Annotated in this window: 16 protein-coding genes; 8 read left to right on the forward strand and 8 right to left on the reverse strand. The window is 63.3% G+C overall.

Going from position 1 to position 18682, the window contains the following annotated elements:
* The first annotated feature begins 51 nt into the window (after positions 1-51).
* The 5 genes from LOY54_RS02125 to LOY54_RS02145 all read left to right on the forward strand — a co-directional run bounded on the left by LOY54_RS02125 (position 52) and on the right by LOY54_RS02145 (position 4726).
* Entirely contained in the window at positions 52-378 is a 327-nt protein-coding gene (locus LOY54_RS02125; RefSeq protein ID WP_045193810.1) for an MliC family protein, read from the forward strand.
* A 95-nt stretch (positions 379-473) separates the two neighbouring features.
* Positions 474-1538: a class II fructose-bisphosphate aldolase gene (gene fba, locus LOY54_RS02130; RefSeq protein WP_043863595.1), complete on the forward strand. Its 1065-nt coding sequence runs from the start codon at positions 474-476 to the stop codon at positions 1536-1538.
* Positions 1539-1751: 213 nt separating this feature from the next.
* Positions 1752-3872 (forward strand): bifunctional diguanylate cyclase/phosphodiesterase, encoded by a 2121-nt coding sequence (locus tag LOY54_RS02135; RefSeq protein WP_258609036.1) that lies wholly within the window; start codon positions 1752-1754, stop codon positions 3870-3872.
* A gap of 39 nt (positions 3873-3911) precedes the next feature.
* The gene (locus LOY54_RS02140) at positions 3912-4412 is read left to right on the forward strand and encodes a YgjP-like metallopeptidase domain-containing protein (RefSeq protein ID WP_045193804.1); all 501 of its coding nucleotides are present in this window, start codon (positions 3912-3914) and stop codon (positions 4410-4412) included.
* Between the two features lie 17 nt (positions 4413-4429).
* Positions 4430-4726, forward strand: coding sequence for a helix-turn-helix domain-containing protein (locus LOY54_RS02145; protein WP_093376863.1), 297 nt, complete (start codon positions 4430-4432; stop codon positions 4724-4726).
* Positions 4727-4806: 80 nt separating this feature from the next.
* Here LOY54_RS02145 and LOY54_RS02150 read toward each other — a convergent pair whose 3' ends face one another.
* The gene (locus LOY54_RS02150) at positions 4807-5259 is read right to left on the reverse strand and encodes a GNAT family N-acetyltransferase (protein WP_093376860.1); all 453 of its coding nucleotides are present in this window, start codon (positions 5257-5259) and stop codon (positions 4807-4809) included.
* A 232-nt stretch (positions 5260-5491) separates the two neighbouring features.
* Between LOY54_RS02150 and LOY54_RS02155 the strand changes: the two genes are divergently transcribed.
* The gene (locus LOY54_RS02155; RefSeq protein WP_093376858.1) at positions 5492-6232 is read left to right on the forward strand and encodes an ABC transporter substrate-binding protein; all 741 of its coding nucleotides are present in this window, start codon (positions 5492-5494) and stop codon (positions 6230-6232) included.
* Here LOY54_RS02155 and yccS read toward each other — a convergent pair whose 3' ends face one another.
* From yccS to LOY54_RS02190, 7 genes are all read right to left on the reverse strand, one after another.
* Positions 6233-8416 carry a YccS family putative transporter gene (gene yccS, locus LOY54_RS02160; RefSeq protein WP_258609043.1) on the reverse strand — a complete coding sequence of 728 codons (2184 nt, stop codon included), beginning with the start codon at positions 8414-8416 and terminating at the stop codon, positions 6233-6235.
* A 118-nt stretch (positions 8417-8534) separates the two neighbouring features.
* Positions 8535-9716 (reverse strand): NAD(P)/FAD-dependent oxidoreductase, encoded by a 1182-nt coding sequence (locus LOY54_RS02165; protein WP_258609044.1) that lies wholly within the window; start codon positions 9714-9716, stop codon positions 8535-8537.
* A 98-nt stretch (positions 9717-9814) separates the two neighbouring features.
* Positions 9815-11152 carry an ATP-dependent RNA helicase DbpA gene (gene dbpA / locus LOY54_RS02170; RefSeq protein WP_249744453.1) on the reverse strand — a complete coding sequence of 446 codons (1338 nt, stop codon included), beginning with the start codon at positions 11150-11152 and terminating at the stop codon, positions 9815-9817.
* A gap of 105 nt (positions 11153-11257) precedes the next feature.
* Positions 11258-12715 carry a multidrug transporter subunit MdtD gene (gene mdtD, locus LOY54_RS02175; RefSeq protein WP_258609045.1) on the reverse strand — a complete coding sequence of 486 codons (1458 nt, stop codon included), beginning with the start codon at positions 12713-12715 and terminating at the stop codon, positions 11258-11260.
* A gap of 40 nt (positions 12716-12755) precedes the next feature.
* Positions 12756-14087, reverse strand: a complete 1332-nt coding sequence (locus LOY54_RS02180; protein WP_258609046.1) for a TldD/PmbA family protein — start codon at positions 14085-14087, stop codon at positions 12756-12758.
* Complete coding sequence (locus tag LOY54_RS02185) at positions 14087-15529, reverse strand: TldD/PmbA family protein (protein WP_258609048.1); 1443 nt, start codon at positions 15527-15529, stop codon at positions 14087-14089. Before LOY54_RS02185 ends, LOY54_RS02180 begins: the two co-directional genes overlap by 1 nt.
* 32 nt (positions 15530-15561) lie before the next feature.
* Entirely contained in the window at positions 15562-17364 is a 1803-nt protein-coding gene (locus LOY54_RS02190) for an acyl-CoA dehydrogenase (RefSeq protein ID WP_258609050.1), read from the reverse strand.
* A 189-nt stretch (positions 17365-17553) separates the two neighbouring features.
* Between LOY54_RS02190 and LOY54_RS02195 the strand changes: the two genes are divergently transcribed.
* Both LOY54_RS02195 and LOY54_RS02200 read left to right on the forward strand, forming a co-directional pair.
* Positions 17554-18153 (forward strand): hypothetical protein, encoded by a 600-nt coding sequence (locus LOY54_RS02195; RefSeq protein ID WP_258609051.1) that lies wholly within the window; start codon positions 17554-17556, stop codon positions 18151-18153.
* The gene (locus LOY54_RS02200) at positions 18146-18613 is read left to right on the forward strand and encodes a hypothetical protein (RefSeq protein WP_258609053.1); all 468 of its coding nucleotides are present in this window, start codon (positions 18146-18148) and stop codon (positions 18611-18613) included. The genes LOY54_RS02195 and LOY54_RS02200 overlap by 8 nt, the downstream gene beginning before the upstream one ends.
* Positions 18614-18682 lie beyond the last annotated feature (69 nt).

Here is an 18682-nt window from a genome sequence, read left to right on the forward strand (position 1 = left end):
TCGGTTCACGGCAACCTACCGGCCGGTTTGTGGTCTGCTAGAGGATATTGGATGAAAGCGGTTGCGGCCTTGATGGCCCTGGCAGTACTCGGTGGTTGCGCAAGCCTCAAGCCTGCGCCGGCACCGGCCGACAACTGGACCCGCTGGGTCTGCGACAGCCAGGTTGAAGTGCTCTGGCGCTTTGCCGACAGCAGCCAGCAGGAGGTGGACGTACGCCTGGGTGGCGGCGACCAGGTCTACCGGCTCAAGCCGGAGCCCAGTGGCTCGGGTGCGTTGTACAGCGATGGAGTGCTGGCGTTCCACAGCAAGGGTGACGAAGGCCTGGTGTACTGGGTCGCCACCAACGATTTGATAGGGCGGGGCTGCAAGGCGCCGTGACTGGCCGGGCCTCGAAGGCCCACACTACTTGAATAGCAACCGCCGCTGCGGCAGGCTTGCACGAAAAACGACGCTTGTCGGGAGAGAGATACACAATGGCACTCATTAGCATGCGCCAGATGCTGGACCACGCCGCTGAATTCGGCTACGGCGTTCCAGCTTTCAACGTCAACAACCTCGAGCAGATGCGCGCCATCATGGAAGCCGCTGACAAGACCGACTCCCCGGTGATTGTCCAGGCCTCGGCCGGTGCCCGCAAATACGCCGGCGCGCCGTTCCTGCGCCACCTGATCCTGGCTGCGATCGAAGAATTCCCGCACATCCCGGTGTGCATGCACCAGGACCACGGCACCAGCCCTGACGTCTGCCAGCGCTCGATCCAGCTGGGCTTCAGCTCGGTGATGATGGACGGCTCGCTGGGCGAAGACGGCAAGACCCCGACTGACTACGACTACAACGTCCGTGTTACCCAGCAAACCGTTGCCATGGCTCACGCCTGCGGCGTTTCGGTTGAAGGCGAGCTGGGCTGCCTGGGTTCGCTGGAAACCGGCATGGCCGGTGAAGAAGACGGTATCGGCGCCGAAGGCGTACTGGATCACAGCCAGATGCTGACCGATCCGGAAGAAGCCGCCGACTTCGTCAAACGCACTCAGGTCGATGCCCTGGCCATCGCCATCGGTACCAGCCACGGTGCCTACAAGTTCACCAAGCCGCCTACCGGCGACGTGCTGGCGATCGACCGCATCAAGGAAATCCACAAGCGCATCCCCAACACCCACCTGGTGATGCACGGTTCGTCCTCGGTACCGCAAGAGTGGCTGGCGATCATCAACCAGTACGGCGGCGACATCAAGGAAACCTACGGCGTGCCGGTTGAAGAAATCGTCGAAGGCATCAAGTACGGCGTGCGCAAGGTCAACATCGACACCGACCTGCGCCTGGCGTCCACCGGTGCCATGCGTCGCTTGATGGCCACCAACCCGAGCGAATTCGACCCACGCAAGTTCTTCGGCGAAACCGTCAAGGCCATGCGCGACGTCTGCATCGCCCGTTACGAAGCCTTCGGCACTGCTGGTAACGCCTCGAAGATCAAGCCGATCTCCCTCGAAGCGATGTTCCAGCGCTACGCCAAAGGTGAGCTGGCCGCCAAGGTCAACTAAGCCTGAACAGAAAAGCCCGCAGCGATGCGGGCTTTTTTGTGCCTGCGCGCCAGGAAGGCAATGCGCATGGCCCGGGCGGACAGACCGTTAGTCGGCTAACAGGCCATTCCGCCCATGATGGCAATGTGCTGACTTCAGATTTACGGCAGCCGGGTCTAGAGTTACGCACAGATTTCAGCCGAAGCCCGGCATTGGTGCCTTAAGAGAAGCAGCATGGATTGCGCGCAACCTCAGTCACACGATAGCGGCTCAGTACTGCTGGTCGTTGACGATTATCCGGAAAACCTGATCAGCATGCGGGCCTTGCTGGCCCGCCAGGACTGGCAAGTACTCACCGCGAGCTCGGGGACGGAAGCCCTGAGCGCGCTGCTCGAACATGAAGTGGACCTGGTGCTGCTCGATGTGCAGATGCCGGGCATGGACGGTTTCGAGGTTGCCCGCCTGATGCGCGGTAGCCAGCGTACGCGGTTGACGCCGATCATCTTCCTCACCGCCAACGAACAGTCCCAGGCCGCTGTGCTCAAGGGCTATGCCAGTGGTGCGGTGGATTACCTGTTCAAACCCTTCGATCCGCAAATCCTCAAGCCCAAGGTTCAGGCCCTGCTCGAGCAGCAGCGCAACCGGCGCTCGCTGCAGCGCTTGAGCCGCGACCTGGAAGCGGCGCGGGCGTTCAACGCGTCGGTGCTCAACAATGCCGCCGAAGGCATCCTGGTGGTGGGCGAAAAGGGTGAGATCAGCTTTGCCAACCCGGCCATTTCGCAATTGCTCCAAGCCCCGGTCGAGCTGCTGCAAGGTGCCAACCTGCTGGATTTCGTGCAGTCGCCGGGGATGACCTTGTGGGCCGAATCGGCGTTCTACCAGGCCTACCTGGAGCGGCAGATCTTCCGTATCCACGATGCCCTGCTGCGTACCGCCGGCGGCCAGCCGGTGCCGGTAGCGCTGTCGTGCTCGCCATTGACCGACGGCCAGCGCGCCATGGTGGTGACGGTGCTGGACATGTCGGTGGTGCGTCACCTGCACCAGCAACTGGAGTTTCAGGCGGTTACCGACCCCTTGACCGGGCTGCTCAACCGCCGTGGCTTCTACCAGGCCGCTGAAAGCGCCCTGGTGCGTAATGAGCGCAGCGACAAGACCCAGGCGCTGATGTACCTGGATCTTGACGGCTTCAAGCGCATCAATGATTTTCTCGGCCATGAGGCCGGCGACCGGGTGCTGCATTGGGTCGCCGAGCAGCTCAAGGATTGCCTGGGCGCCAATGCGATCCTGGCGCGCATGGGCGGCGATGAGTTCACCGCCTTGTTCGATGCCCTGGAATACCCCGAGCAGGCGGCGCGTTTCGCCGAGGGGGTGATCGAGCGCATGTCGATCTGCCAGCAGATAGAGGGCATGGAAGTGACCCTCGGCGTGAGCATCGGCATTGCCACCTACCCCGATTGCGGCGCCAACCTCGACGGCCTGCTGCGCGCGGCCGACGCTGCGATGTATGCGGCCAAGCAGGCCGGGCGCCAGCAGTATCGCTACTACGACCAGGACCTCAATGGCCGGGCGCGCTCGCGGCTGATGCTCGAAGACTCGGTGCGCAGCGCCATCGAGCACAAGGATTTCAGCCTGGTCTACCAGCCGCAGGTGGCATTTGCCGACGGCCGTCTGCGCGGCTTCGAGGCGCTGCTGCGTTGGCAGCACCCCAGTGTCGGCGACGTGCCGCCGGGGTTGTTCCTGCCCTTGCTGGAAGAGGCGCGGCTGATTTCGCGCCTGGCCAGCTGGATATACGCCCAGGGCGCGGCGCAGCGGCGTGACTGGCAGGAATGCTTCGAGCCGCCACTGGTGCTGGGCATTAGCCTCAGCCGCGTGCAGTTCGCCATGCCCAACCTGGCCGAGGAACTGGGCCGGGTGATCGCCATCCAGGGCCTTGATCCGGCGCAGTTGGAGGTCGAGGTGGCCGAGACGTCGTTGATGGTCAATAACGACGTGGCTTTGAAACAGTTGCACAAGTTGCGCGAGCTGGGCGTGCGCATCGCCCTCGACGATTTTGGTGCGGGCGATTGTTCGCTGCGGCTGCTGCGCGACCTGCCAATCGACACGCTTAAACTCGACCGCCACCTGGTCGCACGCTTGCCCGGCTCGCAAGCGGACGCGGCGCTGGTGCGTTGCGTCATCGACCTGTGTCGCCAGTATGCAATCAGCGTGATCGCCGAAGGTGTCGAAACCCTCGATCAGGCGCACTGGCTGCAGGCCAACGGCTGCGAATATGTGCAGGGCTTTTTGGTGGCGCGACCGATGACGGCCAGTGATGCCGGGGCGTTTCCGGGCTTTTTTGCCTGGCAGCAGCTGTAGTTGGGTACACTGGCGCCTTTACCGTCAGCCGTTTTGCCCATGACCGTGCTCAAGTACCTGCAAGCCTATCCGCCCGCCCTGCAAGACCAGGTCCGCCAGTTGATTGCCAGCAATCGCCTGGGCGACTACTTGCAGCAGCGCTACCCGGACCGGCACGCGGTACAAAGCGACAAGGCGCTGTACAGCTATGCCCAGGCGCTCAAGCAGGAGCACCTGCGCAACGCGCCGAACCTCGACAAGGTGCTGTTCGACAACCGCCTTGACCTCACCCACCGCGCGCTCGGCCTGCACACGGCGGTGTCGCGGGTGCAGGGCGGCAAGCTCAAGGCCAAGAAGGAAATCCGCATCGCTTCGTTGTTCAAGGAGGCGGCGCCGCAGTTTCTGAAGATGATCGTGGTGCACGAACTGGCGCACCTGAAAGAGTCCGATCACAACAAGGCGTTCTACCAGCTCTGTGAATATATGCAGCCGGGCTACCATCAACTGGAATTCGACCTGCGCGTTTACCTGACCTACCGCGAGCTGCCCGCCAGCCTGTAGGCCCTGAGGATTTGCCAATGGAAGTGAGCAAGACCAAGAGCAGTTTCTACCGCCGGCTGTATGTCGCCTGGCTGATCGACAGCCAGACTGCCAGCACCGTCCCGGCCTTGATGGAAGCCACCGGCATGCCGCGGCGCACCGCCCAGGACACCATTGCCGCCCTGGCCGACCTGGACATCGTCTGTGAGTTCGAGCAGCAGGCAGGGGCGCGCAATCATGCCGGGCACTACCGGATTCGCGACTGGGGGGCGATCGACAAGCAGTGGATCACCCAGCATTTGCGTGGTATTCGTGAAGTGCTGGGCTATCCCTGAAGGCCCCATCGCGGGTCAATCCCGCTCTTACATAATTGTGGGAGCGGCGGTGCGGCGACCCGACTTGAGCGGCGATGCTGCTAGTCCCGCCGCATACCAATGTGTGGGATATCGTCTTCCAGATACTCCTCTCCCGCCACCTTGAAACCATGGCGTGCATAGTAGCCCTGCAAGTGCGCCTGGGCTGACAGGTACACCGGCACTTCAGGCCAGTAATGCTCTGCGTACTTGAGCCCATGCTCCATCAGTTCATGGCCAAGTCCACGACCACGTGCCTCGGGGGCGATCAGCACCCGGCCTATGACCACGTCACCGCCCTGGGACTGTGGATCGAGCAAACGCAGGTACGCCAGCAACTGGTCACCTTCCCAGGCCATCAGGTGGCAGGTGTCGCCTTCCAGGTCCTGGCCATCGACTTCCTGGTAGGCACATTTCTGTTCGACCACGAACACTTCGGTACGCAGTCGCAGAATGGCATAGAGTTGTTCCTTGCCAATGTCACTGTGGTGTTTGCAGATCCAGTCGATGGCCATGGGCGTCTCTCAAGCGGTTGATAGCCCTGATCATGGCAGACTGCGCGGCGAGGGTCTAATTGCGCCAGGTCAATACAGGCTCGAAGTCGACCGGAATAGAGGCCATTTGATATCATTTGCCTCTGCCCGATTACTTCTTCTTTGTGTAACCTGCGATGGCTGATAGGCACTGAACATTCTCAAGCAGTTGAAATCAACGGCGCGAACCAAGGGTTCGCTAAAGGATTTGAGCATGCGGCCATTGCTTCGAGTCTTGGCTTCAATGGGAATACTGCTACTGCTGAGCACATCGGCGCAGGCCACCCGGCTGCGGCTGGTGGCCGACAGCTGGCCACCGTTCACCGATGCCAGCATGGCCAACGGCGGCCTGGCCACAGCCATCGTCACCACCGCCCTGACCCGTGCCGGCTATACCAGCCAGTACGAGCAGGTGCCCTGGGCCCGGGCGCTGCTGGGGGTGGGGGAAGGCCGCTACGATGTGCTGGTCAACGCCTGGTACAACGACTCGCGTACACAAATTGGCCAGTTCTCCGCCAGCTACCTGACCAACCGTATTCGCCTGCTCAAGCGCAAAGGCGATGCGCTGCGCTTCAATGCCTTGAGCGACCTCCATCCGTTCCCAGTCGCCGTGGTACGCGATTACGCCTACTCGCCCGAGTTCGACAGTGACGCCCAATTGCAGAAGGTTCCGGTGCGCAGTTTTTCCGTTGCTGTCGGCATGCTCGCCGCCGGGCGTGTACGCCTGGCGCTGGAGGATGAATTCGTTGCCGGTTATTACCTCAAGCGCGAACCGAAAGAGGTGCGTGAGGCGGTGGAGTTCTTCGACAAGCCGGTCAGCGAGAACAGCCTGCATATCCTCGTCAGCCTGAAGAATCCCGAGCACCAGCAGATCGTCGCCGGTTTCGACCGCGCCATTGCCCAGATGAAAGCCGATGGCAGTTATGCCCGGCTGCTCAAGCAGCACGGCCTGTAATCAGGCCGGCGCGCTGTCCTTGATCAGGTGTGCGGCGAGGGTGCGCAGTGGCGCCAGTTGCCGGCAGATCAGCGCCAGCTGGGTTTGCACCAGGCGCTGGTTTTCGTCGAGCTCTTCGGGCATCTGCTCAAGCTCATTGGCCAGGGCCTCTTCGGCATCACTGTGAATCGCCACCGGCAACTTGCTGGCCAGGCCTTCGGCGATTTCATCCAGGCTGCTGGCCAGGCTGGCCCCGGCGCCATCGATCAATTGCTGGCGAACCTCGGTATCCAGCGTGCTATCGCGATGTGCGCCGAGGCCCGAAAGATAGCTGAGCAGGGTGTGCGACAGCACCAAAAAACGGAAACCGACGTCGGCCTCCTTACGAAAATGCCCCGGCTCCATGAGCATGTTGGCCAGCGTGGTCGACAGCGCAGCGTCGGCGTTGTGGGCATTGCGCCGGGCCAGGCGGTAGGCGAGGTCGTCGCTCTTGCCCTGGGCGTACTGCTGCATGATCTGGCGCAGGTAGGTGCTGTTGCAGCTCAGGGTGTTGGCCAGCACCTTGTTCAGGCGCCGGCCCTGCCAGTCGGGGAGGAACAGGAATACCGCGAGGATGGCGATCAGGCTGCCCACCAGGGTGTCGAACAGGCGCGGCAGGAACAGCCCGTAGCCATCGCCGATCTGGTTGAAGCAGAACAGCACCATCAGGGTGATCGCTGCGGTTGCCAGGGTGTAGCGGGTGGTGCGGTTGACGAAGAACACCACCCCGGCGGCCACGGCGAACAGTGACTGGATGATCGGGCTGGGGAACAGGTCGAACAACGCCCAGCCGACGGTCAGGCCGATGCCCGTACCGATGATCCGTTGCACCAGCTTGCGCCGCGTGGCGCCGTAGTTGGGCTGGCAGACGAACAGGGTGGTGAGGATGATCCAGTAGCCCTGGGTCGGGTGAATCAGGTGCACCATGCCATAGCCGATCGACAGCGCCAGAGGTAGGCGCAGGGCGTGGCGAAACAGCAACGAGGTCGGCGTCAGTTGCTGGCGCAGGCGGCTCCAGACGTCCTTGAAGTTGCGCGGCGAGCGGTCGAGCAGGCTGCTGTCGCTGGCATCGGCAAGGTTGTCGGGGTTGCTGGCATCGCTGAGCAGGCGGTCGAGGGTCGCCAGGTTTGCCGCCAGCGCCCGCAGCGAACGCAGCAGGCCACGCCAGGCCGGGTTGCTCTGGATGCGCAGGTGTTCGAGCGAGGCGTGCAGGTCTTCCAGGGCCTGGGCGAAGCTGGTGTCGTAGGTGAACGGCTGGCGCAGCTGGATGGATTCGGACAACTGCTGGCACGCAACGCCCTGCTGGCGCAGCAGGCGCTGGCAGCGGAACAGCACGTCGCTGTGGAAAAAGGCTTCGGTCAGGGCGTTGTAGGGGTAGTGCGAAGAACTGGCACGCTCATGGATGTCCTGGGCCAGGAAGTACAGCTTCAGGTAGCGGCTGACCTTCGAGCCAGGCCGGCCATTGCCGACCCGGTGCAGAATGATCTCCTTGGCCGCATTCAGTGCGGCCACCACCCGGCCGTTCTGCTGCGCCAGTTCCAGGCGCCGGGCTTCGACATCCAGCTGGCGGATCGGCTCGAACAGGGTGGCCTTGAGCTTGAGGTAGCGACCCAGCTCGCGGAACAGCCGGGCCAGGCTCTGCTGCACCGGCTGGTTGGAAAACAGCGCCTGCCATAGCACTGAAAGCAGGCCGTACCAGGCGGCGCCGGCCACCAACAGCAACGGCTCGTGCCAGAAGTCAGTGACTTCGCCGCCGCGCTGGTCGACGCCGATCATGGTGTACACCGACAAAATCAGCGTCGCTGAGGCAATCGCGCCGTAGCGCTCGCCGAGCGCACCGAGCATGGTCAGGGCAAAGCTGGCCAGGGCCAGGGCGCAGCCGAAGATGATCGGGTAGGGGAACAGCAACTCCACCGACAGCGCGGCAACCGTGAAGCACACCAGGGTCACCGCCAGGGCATTCAGGCGCCCCTGCCAGCTGTCGTCGGTCTCGGCCAGGGCGCTGGCGATAATCCCCAGAAACAGCGGGATCAGCAGGCTCATCTCGTCCTTGTACCAGCACAGCAGCATGCTGCCGGTCAGGGCGATGAGAACGCGGATGGCGTAGCTGAACTTGTCCAGGGCCCAGAGGCGGCGCAACGATTGGCTGAACGAGGAAGATGACATGTCGGGTCGGCAGGCCTTGGGCGATGATCGAAATTGAGCCAGTCAGATGGCAGCGGTGTTACCGCCGCCATCTGACCAGCAAAATTTGTTCCTTGATGCGCTGATTCTACCGCGAAGGTTAGACGAACTGCGCGGCCGCGTACGCCGAGGCCCAGGCCCACTGGAAGTTGAAGCCGCCCAGGTGGCCACTGACATCGAGCACTTCACCGATAAAGTACAGCCCCGGGCTTTTCAGCGACTCCATGGTTTTCGACGAAACCTCGCGGGTATCGACGCCGCCCAGGGTTACCTCGGCGGTGCGGTAGCCCTCGGTACCGGCCGGCACCACCTGCCAGGCTCCGAGCTTGTCGCTGACCTGGGCCAGTTCCGCCGGGGTGTACTGCTTCATCGGTTTGGAGACGAACCAGTGCTCGGCCAGCAGGTTGGCCATCTTCTTGGTGAAGATCTCGCCGAGCAGGGTCTTGAGCTCGCTGTTGGGGCGCTCGGCTTGCTGCTGTTGCAGCCAGCTCAGGGCGTCGTGCTCGGGCAGCAGGTTGATCTCAACCGTGTCGCCGGCCTGCCAGAACGAAGAAATCTGCAGGATCGCCGGGCCGCTCAGGCCGCGGTGGGTAAACAGCAGGTTTTCGCGGAAGCTGCTGGCGTTGCAGCTGGCCACGCAATCCACCGAGGTGCCCGACAGTTCAGTGCAGATCGCCTTGAGCTGCGGCTCGGTGATGGTGAACGGCACCAGGCCGGCACGGGTCGGCAGCAGGGTGTGACCGAACTGGCGGGCCACCTGGTAACCGAAGCCGGTGGCGCCCAGGGTCGGGATCGACAGGCCGCCGGTGGCGATGACCAGCGACTGGCACTGGAACTGGCCGGCGCTGGTTTCCAGCAGGTAGCCGCTGTTGAGTTTTTCGATCTGCTCGATGCGGGTGTCCATGCGCAGCTCGGCGCCAGCGTTGTCGCACTCGTCCAGAAGCATGCCGAGGATGTCGCTGGACTTGTTATCGCAGAACAGTTGGCCGAGCTTTTTCTCGTGGTAGGGCACGCCGTGCTTGCCGACCATCTCGATGAAGTCCCACTGGGTGTAGCGGGCCAGGGCCGATTTGCAGAAGTGCGGGTTGTGCGAGAGGAAATTGCTCGGCTCGGTGTACATGTTGGTGAAGTTGCAGCGGCCACCGCCGGACATGAGGATCTTCTTGCCCGGTTTGTTGGCGTGGTCGAGCAGCAGCACCTGGCGGCCGCGTTTGGCGGCGCTCAGGGCGCACATCAGGCCGGCGGCGCCAGCGCCGATGATGATCACTTCGGTGGAACGCACTGCAAAATCCTCGAGAATTCGGTGGTGAAGCGATCGCGGGGCAAGCCCGCTCCTACAGGGAGGGTGTGTAGGAGCGGGCTTGCCCCGCGAAAAGGTAATTAGACGATCCGCACCCGCAACGAGCGGCCCTTGATCTTGCCGCTGTTGAGCCGCTGCAAGGCCTGTTTGGCCACCGCGCGCTCGACGGCGACGAAGGCCTGGAAGTCGAAGATGGCAATTTTGCCGACCTGGGTGCCCGGCAGTCCGGCATCGCCGGTCAGGGCGCCAAGAATGTCGCCAGGGCGCAGCTTGTCCTTGCGCCCGGCAGCGATGCACAGGGTGCTCATGGTCGGCAGCAGCGGTGCACCATTCTGGGCCTTGAGGCTGTCCAGCTGTTCCCAGCGCAGGGCGGCCTTCTGCATGTCTTCGATGGCCTGGGCGCGATGGCCTTCGGCCGGGGCCACCAGGCTCACCGCCAGGCCTTTCTCGCCAGCACGGCCGGTACGGCCGACGCGGTGCACGTGGATCTCGGCATCGCGGGCCAGCTCGACGTTGATGACCATGTCCAGGGCGTCGATATCCAGGCCGCGGGCGGCGACGTCAGTGGCCACCAGCACCGACAGGCTGCGGTTGGCGAACAGGGTCAGGACCTGGTCGCGGTCACGCTGCTCCAGGTCGCCATGCAGGGCCTGGGCGGCGATACCCTTGGCCTGCAGGTGCTCGACCAGCTCCTGGCACTGCTGCTTGGTGAAGCAGAACGCTACGCACGACTGCGGGCGGAAGTGACCGAGCAGCTTGCTCACCGCGTCCATGCGTTGTTCCGGGGTGATCTCGTAGAAGCGCTGCTCGATCTGGCTGTCGGCGTGCTGCGACTCGACCTTGACGGTTTGCGGGTCGCGCATGAACGCCGAGGCCAGTTGCTTGATGCCGGCCGGGTAGGTGGCGGAGAACAGCAGGGTCTGGCGGCGCTTCGGGGTCTGGCCGATGATGTCGGCGATGGCGTCGTAGAAGCCCATGTCGAGCATGCGGTCGGCTTCATCGAGCACCAGGGTGTTGAGGCCATCGAGCACCAGGGTGCCTTTGCTCAGGTGCTGCTGCACGCGGCCCGGGGTGCCGACGATGATGTGCGCGCCGTGCTCCAGCGAAGCGATCTGCGGGCCCAGGGACACGCCACCGCAGAGGGTCAGAATCTTGATGTTGTCTTCGCTGCGGGCCAGGCGGCGCAGCTCTTTGGCCACCTGGTCGGCCAGCTCGCGGGTCGGGCACAGCACCAGCGCCTGGCACCCGAAGTAACGCGGGTTGAGCGGGTTGAGCAGGCCGATGCCGAAGGCGGCGGTCTTGCCGCTGCCGGTCTTGGCCTGGGCGATCAGGTCCATGCCCTTGAGCATCACCGGCAGGCTTTGGGCCTGGATCGGGGTCATCTGGGCGTAGCCGAGGGCGTCCAGGTTGGCCAGCATGGCGGCGGACAGCGGCAAAGTGGCGAAGGCGGTGGCAATGGTGGTCACGAGACGGGCCTGCAAAACAAAATGTCGCGCAGTGTACCAGCCTCATGGCCTTTAGCCCTAAGGCTCGATCTCCGGTTCCGGACGAGGGGCACGCCTTCCGTCCGCCCTGGACAGCTGCATGAAGATCGCCGCCGCCAGCATGGCCATCAGGCCGATGGTCACAAAGGTCAGTTGGAACGCCCCGAGGGTGCTCTCGACGCCTTCGGCACTGCCCGCTGCGGTAAAACCGCCAAGCAGGGCGCCGGCACAGGCCACACCGAGGCTCAGTGACAATTGCGCGACTACCGACAGCAGGCTGTTGCCGCTGCTGGCGCTGTTGTCGTCGAGATCGATCAGGGTCACGGTGTTCATTGCCGTGAACTGCATCGAGTTGACTGCACCCAGCAAGCCCAGTTGCAACAGCAACAGGGCGTAGGGCGTCTGTTCGTCGACCAGCCCCAGGCTTGCCAGCAGCAGGCCCAGCAGCAGGGTATTGCCGGTGAGAATATTGCGATAGCCGAAGCGCTCGATCAGCGGCCGGGCAATCGACTTGGCGACCATCGCCGCCGCGGCCAGGGGGATCATGCTCATGCCGGCCTGGGACGGTGAGTAACCCAGCGCCACCTGCAGCAACAGCGGTACCAGGAACGGCAGGGCGCCGCTGCCCAGGCGGGCAAACAGGTTGCCGAGGATACCCACCGAAAAGGTCCGGGTGCGGAACAGTTTTGGCGAAAACAGCGGGTTGTCGACGCTGCCGGCGCGCAGCCAGTAGGCGGCCAGGCAGGCCATCCCGGCAAACAGCAGCAGCATTACCCGCAGGTGCGGCAGGTGCAGCTCGCCCAGGCCTTCCATGGCAATGGTGATCAACACCATTGCCGCGCCGAACAGCACGAAGCCGATGCCGTCGAAGCGGGTACGCTCAGAGCCGCGCAGGTCGGGGATGAACTTCCACACCGCATAACAGCCGATGGCGCCAACCGGCAGGTTGAGCAGGAAAATCCAGTGCCAGCTGAGAATTTCCACCAGCCAGCCGCCCATGGTCGGGCCCAGCAACGGCCCGAGCAGGCCGGGGATGGTGATGAAGCTCATGATCCGCACCAGCTCCGAGCGCGGATAGGCACGCAGCACCACCAGGCGCCCGACCGGCAGCATCAAGGCACCGCCCAGGCCCTGGATCACCCGTGCCGCTACCAGCATGCCGAGGCTGCTGGCCAGGGCGCAGAGCAGCGAACCAAGGCTGAACAGGAGGATGGCACCGAAGAAGATGCGCTTGGTGCCAAAGCGGTCGGCAATCCAGCCCGAGGCCGGGATCAGCAGGGCCACGGTGAGCATGTAGGCGATGATCACCGACTGCATGCGCAGCGGGTCTTCGGCCAGGTCGCGGGCCATGGCCGGCAGGGCGGTGTTGAGGATGGTGCCGTCGAGCGACTGCATGAAAAAGGCGATGGCCACCACCCAGGGAATCCAGCGGGCGGTGGTCGGGTCCAGCGGGGCGCGGTTGGGCATGGGTTGGTGTGCAGTCCTTGAGGGCCTCATCGCGGGTCTGTGGCAGCGGGCTTGACCCGCGATGGGCTAATTACAGTGTCAACGTCAGGCGTTTGACCAACGCTCCCGGCAAATGGCTCGAACTGGTCTGGCGCTGGCCGTAGGTGCTGGTCGACAGAATCAGCTCGCGTTCGGTCGTCAATGCCTCCAGTTGCGAACCCAGCAAACTGTAGACGCTGTCGTCAAAGCGCATGGTGCTCACCGGTGCCTGGATCTCGCCGTTCTCGACCCAGAAGGTGGCGAAGCGGGTCAGGCCGGTCATGCGCGCAGCGGGCAGGTCCGAGTAGTTCAGGTACCAGAGGTTGCTGATGTACAGGCCGGTGCCCAGGCGGGCGAGGACCGCGCTCTGCCCAAGCTCGCCGCCGGCCATGCTCAGCGCGCATGGCGACTCGTAGCTATCGGCACCGTTGGCCGCCAGTTCGAACTCGGCGGCGCTACGGGCGCAGATCAGCCGATCGTGGGCCCGGCCCTGGTCAATCAGGCGCAGGTCGCTGCGCACCAGGCCCTCGTCCGAGAACGACGGGCTCAGCGAACCGCTGACTTGTTCGCTAATGTGGACCATCGGGCTGAGGCTGGCATCGGTGCTGTACAGGCGTTGCAGCGGGCTGTTCTTGGTGGCGATGGCCTGGGCCGAGAAGCCGCCCCAGCAGAGCATGCCCATGATCTCGTCCAGCGCTGCCGGTGCCAGGTAGGCGCGGTATTGGCCGGGGGCGAGTTTTTTCAGCGGGCGGCCGAGGTAGTCGAGCTGTTCGCGGGCCTGCTGCAGGCGCAGGGCGAAGGCTTCGCCGTCCCAGGACTGGCCGGCATAGTTGGCTTTGACCGCCTCGCCGTTGCTGTGGAACAGACTCCAGTCGAAGTTGAAACTGTTGGCCTGGTGCCAGCCAAAGGCCCCGAACGAGCTGGCAAAACCCCGGCAGATCGGGCCCGCGGCGTAGATGCCAACCAGGTCCAGATCTCCCGCGCCTTGCTCGATCTGCGCCAGCACCGCAGCGCTGTCTGGCAGCGCTTGATCCTGCACGCTATGGCTGTGCCAGGCGCTGTCGTTGAGTTGCAGGTAAGGGTCGGGCTCGAGCAGCGGCAGGGTCTGGCGCAGTTGCTCCAGGGCTTGTTGCAGGCGCAACTGATCGACCTCGGCGTCGTTGCCGAGGGTGAACTGCAGCTCGGCCTGGCGCCCGTCGGCGACCAGCTTGAGCACGCAACTGGCCTGTTGCACTTCGCCGGCCTGGCGCACTCTGGCGTGGTTAAAGCGGATGAACTGCGAGTGCTCGCCGCTGTAGCTCAAGGTGAAATGCTCTGGCGCGCACACCGCGTCGCGCAGGCTGGCGACCAGGTGCTGGAAACTTTGCAGTGGGGTGGCAGCCATCAGGCGTCTCCTCCGAATACGTCGATCTGGCTGAATACGCAGGCGGGGGAGGCGTGGCCCACGCGTACCACCTGGTTCGGCTCGCCCTTGCCGCAGTTTGGCGTGCCCAGTACCTGCAAGGTGCTGGCGTCACCGACGGCGCTGAGATTGCCCCAGAACCGGGCGGAGATGCCGCGGTAGTTGGGGTTCTTGACCACGCCCTTGAGCTCGCCGTTTTCGATCAGTTGGCCCCATTCGCAGCCGAACTGGAACTTGTTGCGCGCATCATCAATCGACCACGAGCGGTTGGTGCGCATCAGGATGCCCTGTTCGATACCGCCGATCAGTTGCGCCAGGGTCTTGTCCCCCGGCTCGATGTTGAGGTTGGCCATGCGGTCGATCGGTGCGCGGTTCCAGCCGCAGGCGCGGCTGTTGGCCACCCCTTCAAGGCCGGAACGGAACTGCGACAGGGCACCACCGAGCGGGCGGACCAGCAAACCGTCCTTGATCAGGTACTGCTTGTGCGCAGCGCTGCCGTCATCGTCGTGGCTGTAGCTGGCAAGCTCTTCGCGGATCGACGGGTCGAAGGTTACGTTGAGCAATTTCGAGCCGTACTGCAGGCTGCCGAAGTCGCTGGCTTTGACAAAGCTGGTGCCGGCGTAATTACGCTCGTCGCCGAGGATGCGGTCCATTTCCAGCGGGTGGCCGATCGATTCGTGGATCTGCAGCATCATCTGGTCGGGCATCAACAGCAGGTCGCGCACACCACTGGGGGTGTTCGGCGCCAGCAACAGTTGCAGGGCCTGCTCGGCGACCTTGGCCCCGGCACCAACCAGGCCGCAACGCTCGATTACATCGAGGCCGCCCTGCTGGCCGAAGTTCTCCCGGCCCAGGGTACGGGTCTGGCTGTCCTGGCCGTCGAAGGCGGTGGTGCTGAAGCCCGGGTAGATAAAGCGCTGGGCCTGGCGCAGTTCGGCGCCGGCGGTGTTCAGGTAGATCTGCTCGATAGTGCTGATGCCAAGGCTTGCCTGCCAGTTCACCAGGCGGCTGTCGTCCGGCACGCTGGCAGATTCCTGGGCAAGCAGGGCGTAGCAGTCGGCCAGGGACGGGAAGGCTTGCTCAAGGTTGGGCGAGCAGTAATCGGCGCGGCCTGTGGCCAGCGGTTGCTCGCGCAGGTCGAGCAGGGCGCGCCCGGCGATTTGCCGGGCCAGTGCCTCAGCCTGCTCCAAGGCACGCTGCAAGCCGGCTTGCGAGAGGTCGGCGGTGGCGGCGTAGGTTTCCACGCCATGGATGCGCACGGTGAGCATCGCGCCTTCGTCGCGGCTGAGAAACGGCGGCTCGGCGATATTCTTGCGCACCGACAGGTGTTGCTGGCTTTGCTGCACATAACGCAGGGAGAAAAATTCGCCACTGCTGCGCAGAGCGGCGAAGCGCTGGCGCAGCAATGCGGTCAACTCGAACATGCGGGAACCTCCGTGTGCGCGGTGGTTCCCCCTCAGAACCACTCGTCGTGCATGCTCAGGCAGGTATCGTCACGGGCCGCGAGCAATGCCAGCTCATTATGGCAGCCCGGCACTTCCCAGGTCAGGAAATAACGCGCGGCCTGCAATTTGCCCAGGTAGAAGTCGCGATCGGCCGGGTTGCCCCGGGCCAGACCCTGCTCAGCGCGGATTGCCTGCTCCAGCCAGCGCCAGCCGATCACGCAGTGACCGAATGCCTTTAGATACAGCGCCGAGTTGGCCAGGGCCGCGTTGACCTGGCCCTGGGCCAGATCGCCGAGCAGGCCGAGGGTCACTTCCTGCAGGCGATTGAGCAACTGCTCCAGCGGTACCCGCAGACGATCCAGGCTGCTGTGCGGATGGGCTCTCTCGCAGGTGCTGGCGATCAGGCGGACCAGTTGCTTGAGCCCGGCACCACCGTTCTGCGCCAGCTTGCGCCCGAGCAGGTCCAGCGACTGGATGCCGTGGGTGCCTTCGTGAATCGGATTCAGGCGGTTGTCGCGGTAGTACTGTTCGACCGGGTACTCGCGGGTGTAGCCATGGCCGCCGAGAATCTGGATGGCCAGCTCGTTGGCCTTGAGGCAAAACTCCGAAGGCCAGGACTTGACGATCGGCGTCAGCAGGTCGAGCAGTTCATGGGCCTGCTGGCGAACCGTATCGCTTTCGCCGCTCTGGGTGTCATCGAACAGCCGCGCGGCGTACAGGCCCAGATCAAAGGCGCCTTCGACGTAGGCCTTCTGGGTCAGCAGCATGCGCTTGACGTCGCTGTGATTGATGATCGGCACGGCAGCGGTGGCCGGATCCTTGTTGTCTGGCAGGCGCCCTTGCGGACGCTGGCGGGCGTACTCCAGCGAGTACAGATAGCCGGCATAACCAAGCATCACCGCGCCCATGCCGACGCCGATACGCGCCTCGTTCATCATCTGGAACATGCAGGCCAGGCCCTGGTGTGGCTTGCCCACCAGGTAGCCGACGCACTGGCCGTTGTCGCCGAAGTTCAGCGCCGTCGACGTGGTGCCGCGCCAGCCCATCTTGTGGAACAACCCGGCCAGCAACACATCGTTGCGCGGGCCGAGGCTGCCGTCGGCGTTGACCAGGAACTTGGGCACGATAAACAGCGAAATGCCCTTCACCCCGGGCGGCGCATCGGGCAGCTTGGCCAGGACCATATGCACGATGTTTTCCGACAACGGATGGTCGCCGCCGGAAATGAATATCTTGTTGCCGCGCAGCCGATAGCTGCCATCGCCGGCTGGCTCGGCGCGGCTGCGAATATCGGCCAGGGACGAGCCAGCGTGCGGCTCGGTCAAGGCCATGGTGCCGAAGAAGCGGCCTTCGATCATCGGTTGCAGGAACAGGCGCTTCTGCTCGTCGCTGCCAAAGCTTTCAATCAGGTTGGCGGCGCCCATGGTCAGGAACGGGTAGGCCGTGGTACCGGCGTTGGCCGCCTGGAAGTGGGCGAAACAGGCTTGCGAGAGCAAGGTCGGCAACTGCATGCCACCGGCTTCGAAGTCGCGGCTGGCGTTGAGAAAGCCGGCTTCAAGGAAGGCATCGACCGCAGGCTTGACCTCGGGGATCAACAGCGCCTCGCCATTTTCATAGCGCGGCTCGTGCTCGTCGCCCTTGCGATTATGCGGGGCGAAATACTTCTCGGCGATGGTCCGCGCAGTGCTCAGAGCGGCATCGAAGGTTTCGCGGTTGTGCTCGGCAAAGCGCGGGCGTTGGGTCAGGGCCTCGGCGTCGAGCACTTCGTAGAGTTCGAAGGCCAGGTTGCGGGCGCTGAGCAGGGTCTCGGACATGGCGGCATTCCTGTCTGGGGATGGGCCGAGTCTAGGTAGTGACGATGCTACTGCACAGTGAAATAGATACGGGTGATGGCAAGGCACAAGGCGTTTGGGAATGTTCGTACCCTTGCTTCGGAGCCAGAGGGCAGATCTGTGATGCACGAGCAGGCTTAGATAGTCGGCCCATTACCGAAGGCCGTAGCCATGACCACTAACAGCACCGCTTCGATGAGCCCTGATCTCTCTGATGCTCCAGGCAGGGGGCCAATGTTCTTCGTCGTATCGATCAGAAAGATGATCGTGATGAACCTGTTCACCTTTGGTTTTTATTGGCTTTTTTGCCATTACCAAAGCTGGGCGCTCTACCGGCGGGAAACCGGGGAGCGAGTGTTGCCGCTGGTAAGAAGCATCTTCGGCATTCTGTTTCTTTACAGCCTGCTGAGCAGGGTCGATCGGCAATTACACCTGTCTGGTCGTAGCTACAGGTGGTCACCGTTCTGGTTGGTATGCGCCTTGATCCTGCTGACAGCGCTCTCGTTGTGGGCAAACCAGATGATGGAGCTGGCGCCGCTGCCGTTGTTGAGTGCGGTATTGGCTATGGATGTCGTGATTCTTTGGGTAATGGCCAGGATTCAGGGGGCGATAAACACCTGCGTAGGCGACCCGAAAGGCCAGTCTAATTCCCGCTTGTCACTCCTGAATTGGGCCTGGATGTCGGTCGGGATTCTGGTTTGGATAGTGCTGGTGTCTTTTCTCGTGGTTTTGCTGGCAGGTTTTTTCATCGGGATCTTTGTTGATGTCTGAGGCCTTCGGTCGTCAGCCTATGAATCAGCTCCCACGTATGACCCGGTTTTGGTGGGGTGGGATGGATGCACTTTTTATAGTCTTTTATGTCCAGGGTAGTCTTCGTGGCGGTCAGATTCCCTATTACACCGACGCCCAAAACATGATCGGGTTGCTTCAGGATCATGGCATGCTCGCCAAGTGGCTGGCGGGTATGAGCTTCACCTTGCATCTTTCGATCATTGTCAGCTGCTTGCTGTTGCTGGCGGGGCGAAAGTCGGGGGCTTATCTCGGTTTGCTACAGACTCCTTTTCGCCTGATGTTCATGGTGCCGTCCATTTCGATTCTATTGGTGTGGGCAAAGCTGTCGCCAGCCTACAGTCTCTGGCTCATGCTGGTTTTCGTCATTGCTTCCGAGGTCGTGAAGGCGGGTAGCCTGGGGTGGCTGGTACGTCATCAACGTGCGAAGTTTCTGGGCTAGAAAGCATCGCGGGTCAAGCCCGCTCCTACGCTGTAGGAGCGGGCTTGACCCGCGATAGAGGCGCTGCTG

This window comes from Pseudomonas sp. B21-032 (assembly GCF_024748965.1).
Lineage (GTDB): Bacteria > Pseudomonadota > Gammaproteobacteria > Pseudomonadales > Pseudomonadaceae > Aquipseudomonas.